The sequence below is a fragment of the Candidatus Cloacimonadota bacterium genome (genome assembly GCA_011372345.1).
Lineage (GTDB): Bacteria > Cloacimonadota > Cloacimonadia > Cloacimonadales > TCS61 > DRTC01.
Genome location: DRTC01000584.1, coordinates 1 through 5,634, shown reverse-complemented (window position 1 = coordinate 5,634; position 5,634 = coordinate 1). Strand labels below are relative to the sequence as shown.

The 5,634-nt window shown below is 38.6% G+C and carries 2 protein-coding genes; one reads left to right on the top strand and one right to left on the bottom strand.

What is annotated here, in order from left to right; translation table 11 throughout:
• Positions 1–2,492, top strand: a 2,492-nt coding sequence (locus ENL20_11175) for a hypothetical protein (protein HHE39113.1), incomplete at its 5' end; no start/stop codon positions are given.
• A gap of 340 nt (positions 2,493–2,832) precedes the next feature.
• Here ENL20_11175 and ENL20_11170 read toward each other — a convergent pair.
• Positions 2,833–5,457 (bottom strand): hypothetical protein, encoded by a 2,625-nt coding sequence (locus ENL20_11170; protein ID HHE39112.1) that lies wholly within the window; start codon positions 5,455–5,457, stop codon positions 2,833–2,835.
• Between the last annotated feature and the right edge of the window lie 177 nt (positions 5,458–5,634).

The window sequence follows — 5,634 nt, the reverse complement described above, 5'->3', positions numbered from 1 at the left end:
TCTATAATCTATCTCCCGCAGGTTTTATTGCTGTAAGTACTGATGATGGTATTTATCCGGTAATCGCTTATTCGTTCCATAATTGCTTATTTGAAGAGGATTCCGAACAAAATCTTGTTTATAAAATGTTTTTGAGTGATCTTAAATTGCGTTTGAATTATTATCGGAATAATCCTCAAAAAGCAAAAAAAAATCAGTCAATCTGGAAACGATTTATTAATGATGAAATAGAAGTGACTCGTCCTCAATATTGGCCTGAACAGGGAACTACTCCAACCAGCGGCTGGGTGGAAACGCAATGGCATCAAACCGGAGTGTTCAATGATTTCTGTCCGCTGGACAATTCCGGACAGCGGGCTGTTGTCGGATGTGTTGCGACGGCAATGGCGATGATCATGGATTATTATCAGTATGTCGGAGTTGAGATGTTCACAGATGCAGATGATTATTCTGCCAATGGGATCAGTATCGATGATGAGCACGAGGAAAGAGATTTTCCTTCATTTCCGCAACTGAACTTATACATGAATGATTTGAGAATGCACTATATCAATGACGATTATTTAACTAACCAGGATAAAGCAGCGATCAATTTTGCCGCAGGGATTTCCGTAAATATGTATTACAGTTCGCAAGGTTCGGGTGCGTATACTTCTGATGTTGCAACTGCTCTTGTTAACAAGTTCAACTACGCTAATGCCGAGTGGGTCGATAATTACGGTGCCGAATTTTATACTCAACTTATCCAGAATATGATGAATGCTCAACCTGCTGAATTCTCCATCACTCATGCTGATGGAAGCGGCGGACATGCCATTATTTGCGACGGCTACAACACGGATGATTATTATCATCTCAATTTTGGCTGGGGAACTTCCAATGTTACCTGCTGGTATCTTCTACCGGAAGGAATGCCCAGCGGTTATTCCGTCATCAATGGTGCAGTTATGGAAATCGAGAAAGGTCCCGATCCTTTGACTGTTAATGGAAATGTGATTATAGAGGGAGTCTCTCCTGAAGGAACTTATATCACTTTGGAAGGAGAGAGATTTTTTGAAACTTATGTTCCTGACGAAAGCGGTGATTTTGTTTTCCCTGCAATTTTCAGCGGAACTTATACAGCGGCTGCAATCCTGGAAAGAGTTTATTATGAATCTTTCGAAATTGAATTAGATTCTCTGAACAATTTTATCCAGTTCAATCTTGGCAATTATGAAGCTTTGACCGGAACTGTTACTGCTCCAATCGATCCGGAAGGTTGTTTCATTGCTCTTTACCAGGAAAATGAGATGGTTTATAATGGTATTACAAATTCTATGGGAGAATACTCGATCCCTGATGTTCTGCCCGGAGATTATATCGCGATGGCAAGTCTTGCCGGGAATTATTTTCAGATGCAGGAAGCAACGATCACTCTGGAAAACCAGGTTATCGATTTTGATTTGGATGGATACGGGGGAGATCTTGCTTTTTCTTATGCAAATTGTCCGGTAGATATTCTTCATCTAATTCCGAATTATACGATGACTTGTGCTATTAAACTTACTCCTGATGAAGTTTCAGAATTTGAAAACGATGTTCTGGCGAAAGTCAGGTTTAAGGTTCCGATCGAGATGACCGAAGGAGAACTTTATGCTCAAATCTGGGAAGGTGATGATCTTCTTTCGGAAAAGGAAATGACAGAATTTTATGAAGGTGAATGGTTGGAAACTGCTTTTGATTTTTTTGAGCCGATCGATATAAATACTGAATATTATATCGGTTATAAAATTCACACCTTGAATGGAGACCTTGTTTATCATGATAACGGACCAAGAATCGAGGGAAAAGGAGCATTCATCAGAACCGGTGGCTGGACGGAACTTTCATCCAACCTGGATTATAACTTCTGCATTGAACCTGTAATTATTTCGCAAAATTTCGGGACAATTACTGGAAATGTTCAACTTGATGGCGGTGATGGGAATATTCTTGATGTAACAATTAAATCCGAAAACTATATTGAACATCCAAACGAGAACGGAGATTATTTCTCATATCTAAAACCAGGTATTTATGATGTATCTCTATCACTGAAAAATTATTCTACATTGCATCATTCAAATACAATTGTTATTCCAAATGAAAATATAGAACTTCCTGATGCAGTCTTAACATATTTATTAGGTTTGGAGGATGCTGAAATGGAAATACTTGATTCTAATCTGATAAACAATTTTCCTAACCCATTCCATTCAACCACTACAATTTCTTTTTCTGTAACACAAACATCCCTGTTTGTGACTCTTGAGATCTTTAATATCAAAGGACAGAAAGTAAGAACTTTGGAGTGCAGCAATTGTTTTGCTGCTGCTTCAAAGGAATTGAAGCACTCCAAAATCTGGGATGGAAAAGATAATGAAGGAAATCCGGTTACCAGCGGTTTATATTTTTATCAGATGAATATTGATGGAAAACCTGTTGCAATGAAGAAAATGCTTTTAGTGAGATAGTAATGCACAGCTCCTGCTTTGCGGCCATTGCTTGAAACTTTTAATCCGACTTTCGACGGATTGTTTCGAGAAAGAAATAAGGTTTTACCAAGCTTTCCGCTATGCGTAAGCGGATAGTTTTATTTAGATGACCCCTGATCCATAAAACAAGATGCCGATCTTGTCCATTTTAATCAAAATCCTATCTCCTTATTTTGTAGGAAATTAAAATGGAATTTAATAGGAAAACCGGAAATAACAAATATAAGAACAAGGAAAAGATCAAGAGATCACAAAGCAGGAGCTTTGTGTTACAATTGGAACAGAACAATCCGTCAAAAGCCGGACTAAATGTTCTGTTCTACTTCGAACGAACGAATTTTTTCCTTAAATTATTCCTGTTTTCATTCACAGCAGTTACAAAATAAAAGCGTTTCCCTTCCAAAATAGGAGCATACCAGTTCGTGTCAAAAAATGTTCCGCTTAAATCAATTTCAAAATGCTCAGACGGATTGTCAGAGGAATAGACACGATAAAATGCTGCATCAGGAACGCTGTTCCAACTGATATGAATATCATTCTCAATTGATATTACGATATTTTGCGGAATATCCAGAGCAGGCTGCCAGTCTCCCCAGTAAAGGACAAAATCAACATAATCTTCTGTTGATGTAGAAAACAAGTGAGTGGAAGTGATCAGGTTTGTATATTCCTCAGTTTGCAGGTCTTCCAGGTAAAGATATTCATTTCGATCAAGGAAATTATCCGACACATAGATCTGAATAGAATCATTAAGCTGGTCTGTTCTTACGCGATATTGCCAGGTTTTATAGTAATATTCCGGATTAAAAAACCGGTGTGTTTCCTGATAAAGATAGCAATCTCTGAATTCCCAATCCTCTTCATAAAAAGCGGAAAAAATATAATCGCTCGAAGTTGAATCGATTTTTATCAGGTCATAATAAGGATCGTAATTATCAGATGCGAAAAAATTAGCTGAAAATCCGGCAGAATCTTTAATGGCCGCATTCAGATTGGAAGTGATCAGCCAGAAAACCGCATGAGGAGAACAGGATGTCTGCTCGGGAAAAATGAATTCATCATCCTGAATATTGACAGCAGATATCTTATAATAATAATAAGTTCCGTTTTCCAGATCTTCATCAATAAACTCATAATCAACATCAGGTAAGGTGGATCCGGTCAAATCCGGATTTGTTTCCCAGCCGTCGATTTGAACATAAGGTTCCGGTCCGGTTTTCCGATAAACATTAAATCCCTGATTATCGACCTGGATGTCTGCTGTCCACATCAGGATCGAGCTTGCATCTTCACCGATTGCCAGCAGGTTGGAAATGATCGCAGGTCCGGTAATGCCGCTGATTTCTTCAGAAAGATCAGAATAATTATCATTATAATCTTTAGCCCGGATCTTAAAATAATAGACCTGATTCAGTTCCAGGTCAGCGATTGAGATCCCTTCTTCCCTCTGGCTTGCCAGAAGTTCATCATCTGCACGAGAAAATATCTCGTAATTTCCTCCTCCGATCGGTTCGGTTCCATAGAGAACTTCATAAGTTTCAAAATCAAAAGAAGAAATGTGTTCCCAGGAAAGCTCGATAGCATCAAAAAATTGTTCTTCGATAGCAAAATTGGTCGGAGTAGCCGGGATCAGTTCATCATCGAGTTCGAATACTTCCGGTAAAACAAGTGTCATCACATCTATCCAATAAGAATAATATTGTTGAGCCTTATCAAACAGGTGTTCCATATCATAAGTCGCAGACAGAGAATCATAAGCATAGAACCACTTATATTTTTCCTCTGTGATCTCATAACTATTAGGAAGTTCATCCATCTCCAGATGGAAAAAAGGCTCAAAAACATCATAGGAATTCCAGCCGGAAAGAGTGTACTCCATCTGATTGTTCGAGCCGTATCCGGGAAGATCAACATCATTATTAACTTCATAAGAATTCATCCAATCCGAAAAAATGAAATCATAAATCGAATAATAGACAGCATAATAATCATTCAGAAATACTGTTTCATTATCTCCGATCGTATTTGCCGGGATCATCAGATGCTGGCTGTAATTGATCAGGTCTATCTTCAGATCGGAAAGATCGCGGATAGGAAGATTCGGGCATCTCTGACCGGAACCGGCTGAAACCTGGCAATTGGCATGTCCTTCATGCCGATCCCAGTCATAACTGTGAATTTGAGCGGAAAATTCCCGCCTGCCAAAATCTTCCCTGATCTGATCACAGAACATCTTATAAGCCACCTGGAAAGGATGATCTTCATTGCGGGAGGGATCGCTCAAGGATTTGCTGTTAGTATAATCCCCCTGTTCCGTCCATTTGACTTCCCGACCTGCTCCATTGACCAAAAAAAACATGGCATCCCAATCCCGAAAACACTTGTATGCTATGACCGGAGTGATAAAATCATCATTCGGATGAGGAGCAGAAATGATCACCGGCTGGGTGGCAGCGGGATTATAAACATAAAGTCCCCAGCCATAATCAAAGGAACCAAGTTCGTCGTCGTCATGTTCGGGAGTTTCATTATCATCATAATAGGTCAGGTTAAGATCTTCCCGCAATAAATAATAGATTTGACCGGTATCGAGATCGGAGAACTGAACAACCTGGTACGGAATTCCAAAAGTATCGAGCAAGGTTTGAGCATTCTCATAATTTCCTTCCAGAAATGATTCGATCACGATTTCCCAGTTGGAAAGGTCTTCGTTTTCCGGAAGCAGAAAATCACCAAAACCGCTTGTCTGCACATCATAAGGAGCATAAGTATTCCAATCTTCCCGGGCAATTCCTTCGGAGACATGAGAGATCCAGTTGTCATACTCGCAGGATCCGGTCTGGTGAAAAAGGAAATCAGAGAAGGATGCTGTTTCTTCGACAATTGAGAATATATAAAAAGGCAGCATTAAGAGAAAGCACAGAACAATTATTATTTTTTTCATGGGAGCAATTTATTTAATAAACATCTTTTAATCAATAAAAAAATCGAAAAATATTAAGAATTAAAAATAAGAATTAAAAAATATTTGACTAAAATTTAATCAAAAATATTCTTGACTCAGGAATTGATATTCTATTTTGGAGATTAAATGGGACCTTTATGTATTCATATTTTTTTG